Source organism: Acidiphilium sp. (assembly GCF_049977125.1).
Taxonomy (GTDB): domain Bacteria; phylum Pseudomonadota; class Alphaproteobacteria; order Acetobacterales; family Acetobacteraceae; genus Acidiphilium.
In genome coordinates, this window is record NZ_JBMFGY010000209.1 from 1 (window position 1) to 3,987 (window position 3,987).

A 3,987-nucleotide genomic window follows, 5' to 3' on the forward strand; every position below is an offset into this window, starting at 1 on the left:
CTCCTGGTCTGGTGACGCTACGGCCGGAATTGGCGCGCGGCTTTGTTGATTCCCTCGGTGATCATCGGATGGGGGAAAACCATATTCCCTAGCGTCGCTGCCGTGGTCCGGCTGTGAACAGCAAGGGCAAGAGGGGCGATCACCTGAGCGGCATCCAGCCCGGCGATCTGAGCACCGAGCAGCACGTCGGTCGTTGTATCAAACACGAGTTTGATGAAGCCATCGGTCTCGTCGTAAATCAGGGCGCGGGTGTCTGTGAGGTAATCGTAGCGGCCGGATCCGACGGTGAACCCGGCTGCGATAGCACCTGGTTCATCGAGCCCGACCCAGGCGATCTCCGGCTCGGTGAACACGGTGTAGGGGACGCCATGGAAATTCATCCGGTCGACCGGTTGGCCGCCGGCCAGGATGTTGTGTGCGGCGACCATGCTCTGGCGCACCGCAGAATGAAACAGCATGCTGCGTCCGTTGATATCACCAGGAGCGTAAACGTGCGGGACGGCGCTGCGCATCGTGGTATCAACGATGATCGCTCCCGTTCCGGGAATGCCGATTGCGCCGATCCCGTCCGGGCGCACCGCTTCACGGCCAGTGGCCATAAGGACCGCATCAGCCTCGAGCGTCAGGTCTTTGCCGTCCCGGCGATAGCTGACCTGCAACCCCCCTGGTACCGTGGTGATCGCCGTGACGGTCGCGTTGAGCATGAGATCGACCCGCGCGCCGAGGCGACGGGTAAGATATGCCCGCAGGTCGGGATCGGCGCCTGGCATCAGCTGGTCGGTCATTTCGAGGATCGTGGTCTTAACCCCGAGGTGATCGAGCATCGAGGCGCTCTCGGCGCCGATATAGCCGCCACCGAGTACGGCTAGGCGCTGGGGCATCGACAGGTCGGCACCCAAGCGAAAAAGATGGTGCGAGGTAATTGCAAGCTCGGCCCCCGGAATCGAAAGTATGTGGGGGCGTGAGCCGGTCGCGGCGATCAGGTAGCGGAACCGGTACGACAGGTTTTCCTCGTGATCGATGGTGATTTCGGCTTCGTGCTCTCCGATGATGCGACCGGTTCCCTTGTGGAAGACGACCGACGATTCGGCGATTTCTTGGGTATGCTGGGTGTAGCGTGCGTTCTGCACCCGATCCTTGTGGACGAGTACGCCTTGCCAGTCGACTGATGGAGTGGAACCATTAAGGCCAAAATAGGTATATTTTCGGCTCATGGCCCGGGCAAGTGCACCTTCACGCACCGCCTTTGACGGCACGCAGCCTTCGGCGAGGCAATCACCGCCCAGATTGCCGATCGGATCGACCATGACCACGCTGAGACCGGCTTTGGCAAGAAAGAAGGCGGCGGGGTAACCACCACCGCCGGCACCGAGAATGAGGACGTCGATCGGCATGATATCAGTCAATTTGAAGACTCCAGTGAGATCAGATGCGCCGGTGGTGCTGCTGGTTACTTCGGCGCTGTGGGTGTGTGAGGATGGCTTGTCGTTGGTGGGCTGTGGTTGGGTATCTTGTGGGTCATGACGTAATTCATCCCGATCGTCAGCCCGGCCATGACCAGGATCATCACGATGATGTCCTTGATATTCATTGACGCTGAATGGCCGTGTGCATTGCTGCCGAGCCCGCGAAGACGGGTCGCAAGATCGGATGTGGGAGGTACGATCTGAACTGTGCGCGGCAACAGCGCGATCAGATTGGCGGCAACCATGTTGGGATCATTTTCACGCCCCAGTGCGCTGGTGATCTCCCCCGCCAATCGCGTTCGCGCTGCGGAGGTTGAAAGCCTGGCGAGCGTCGCGGCCTCCTGCCACGGATCGATGTTTTGTCGCGCCAGCGCGGAGAGGACACTGAGTTTAAGTCCAGTTGGCTCATCGCCGATCGGGGCAAACAAAAATGCATTATATTCAGAGCCCCGGCGAACGTTCATAGTGGTGGGCATGACGGGTACCGATCATATTTGATTTAAGTAATATGTTCCACGGCAAAGAGAATTACGAGTAATAATTTATTACGCTATTGAAAACGATATGTCAGAGATTTATGATCTCAGCCATGTTATGTTCATCGCTGGTGAACGTCGCAATAGGACGGATAGAGTTTATTGAACAGCGCTGGAAACCAACGCATTGGACTGGATCAACTGTCTGCCATACGTCCGGTCTGTCTGGGCAGATCTCGAGCGATGGCGCAGATTCAAAGAACATTTAGACGACTCCAACCCATCTCCAGTCGCGCACCTCCGGCAGATCTTCGCCGTGCTCACCGATGTAGAGACGGTGGCGTTCCATCGTGGTCCAGTACCGGGCGGTGGCCATTGCGACCTGATCGTGCAGGCGGGGGATGCGGCTGATCGCGTCGAGTGCGAGCTGGTAGCGATCGAGGTGGTTCAGCACCACCATGTCGAACGGCGTGGTCGTGGTGCCTTCCTCCTGATAGGCGCGGACATGGACATTGTCGTGGTTGCGGCGGCGATAGATCAGCTTGTGGATCATCGCGGGGTAGCCGTGGAAGGCGAAGATCACCGGCTTGTCGGTGGTGAACAGATCATCGAAGTCGCGATCCGCGAGGCCGTGTGGGTGGGAGGATTGGGGTTCCAGCACCATCAGATCGACCACGTTGACCACGCGGATGCGGATATCCGGCACGTAGGCGCGCAGCAGGCTGACCGCGGCCATGGTTTCGAGCGTCGGCACGTCGCCGGCGCAGGCCATCACCACGTCAGGTTCACCGGGATCGCTCGCCCAATGCCACACGCCGGCGCCGGTGGTGCAGTGGCGCACTGCCTGATCGATGGTGAGCCATTGGAATTCGGGTTGTTTGCCTGCAATGATCAGGTTGATGTAGTTGCGGCTGCGCAGGCAATGATCGGCGACCGAGAGCAGGCAATTGGCATCCGGCGGCAGATAGATCCGCACGACGTCGGCCTTCTTGTTGGCGACATGGTCGATGAAGCCGGGGTCTTGATGGGAAAACCCGTTATGGTCCTGGCGCCAGACATGCGAGGTGAGCAGATAGTTTAACGAGGCAATCGGCTTGCGCCAGGCAATGGTGCGGCTGACTTTCAGCCATTTCGCATGTTGGTTGAACATGGAATCGATGATGTGGATGAAGGCTTCATAGCAGGAAAACAAGCCATGCCGGCCGGTGAGCAGATAGGCTTCGAGCCAGCCCTCGCACAGATGCTCACTGAGTATTTCCATCACGCGGCCTTCGGCGCTCAGGTCGGTGTCGGTCTCGATCGTGGCCGCAAGCCAAGCCTTGCCGGCGACCTGATAGATCGCATCGAGCCGGTTCGAGGCAGTCTCGTCGGGGCCGAAGACGCGAAAATTGGCGGCGGCAAGGTTTAGCTTCATGACATCGCGCAAAAAATCACCGAGCACACGGGTGGCCTCGGCGGTGACGCTGCCAGGGGTCGGCACCGCGACGGCGTAATCGTGAAAATACGGCATCACCAGCGGGATCAGCATCTCGCCGCCGTTGGCGTGCGGGTTGGACCCCATGCGGCGGTGGCCGGTGGGGGCGAGCGAAGCGTAATCATCGCGCAGCTTGCCCTCATCGTCGAATAAGTCGAGTGGGCGGTAGCTGCGCATCCACTCGTCGAGTTGCCCGAGATGCTTGGGGTTTTTGAAACCTGCGATCGGCACCTGATGGGCGCGCCAGGTGCCTTCGACCGGCTTGCCGTCGACGAATTTAGGCCCGGTCCAGCCCTTCGGGGTGCGTAGCACGATCATCGGCCAGCGCGGCCGCCCCGGGTTGGCGCCGTCGCTGGCCGTGCGAGCGGTAGTCTGGATGGCACGGATTTTATCGAAGACGACATCCAGCGTGGCGGCCATCGCCTGGTGCATCAATGCCGGGTCGTGACCTTCGACAATATGCGGATCGTAGCCGTAGCCGCGCAGCAGGTCGGCAAGCTCGGCCGGGGTGATGCGCGCGAGCACCGTCGGGTTGGCGATCTTGAAGCCGTTGAGATGCAAAATCGGCAGT

At 60.0% G+C, this 3,987-nt stretch carries 3 protein-coding genes; all 3 read right to left on the reverse strand.

Translation table 11 applies throughout. The features are described from left to right. Positions 1–17: 17 nt before the first annotated feature. The gene (locus ACP5E6_RS16800; protein WP_427956092.1) at positions 18–1,406 is read right to left on the reverse strand and encodes a dihydrolipoyl dehydrogenase; all 1,389 of its coding nucleotides are present in this window, start codon (positions 1,404–1,406) and stop codon (positions 18–20) included. 44 nt (positions 1,407–1,450) lie between these two features. Next, positions 1,451–1,942 (reverse strand): hypothetical protein, encoded by a 492-nt coding sequence (locus ACP5E6_RS16805; protein WP_427956095.1) that lies wholly within the window; start codon positions 1,940–1,942, stop codon positions 1,451–1,453. 265 nt (positions 1,943–2,207) lie between these two features. Continuing rightward, positions 2,208–3,987 (reverse strand): phosphoketolase family protein (locus ACP5E6_RS16810; protein ID WP_427956098.1); only part of this gene is annotated, 1,780 nt, incomplete at its 5' end.

Excerpts from the sequence above, each read along its gene's own strand:
- ACP5E6_RS16805 (WP_427956095.1), bottom strand. The coding sequence starts at position 1,942 with ATGCCCACCACTATGAACGTTCGCCGGGGCTCTGAATATAATGCATTT.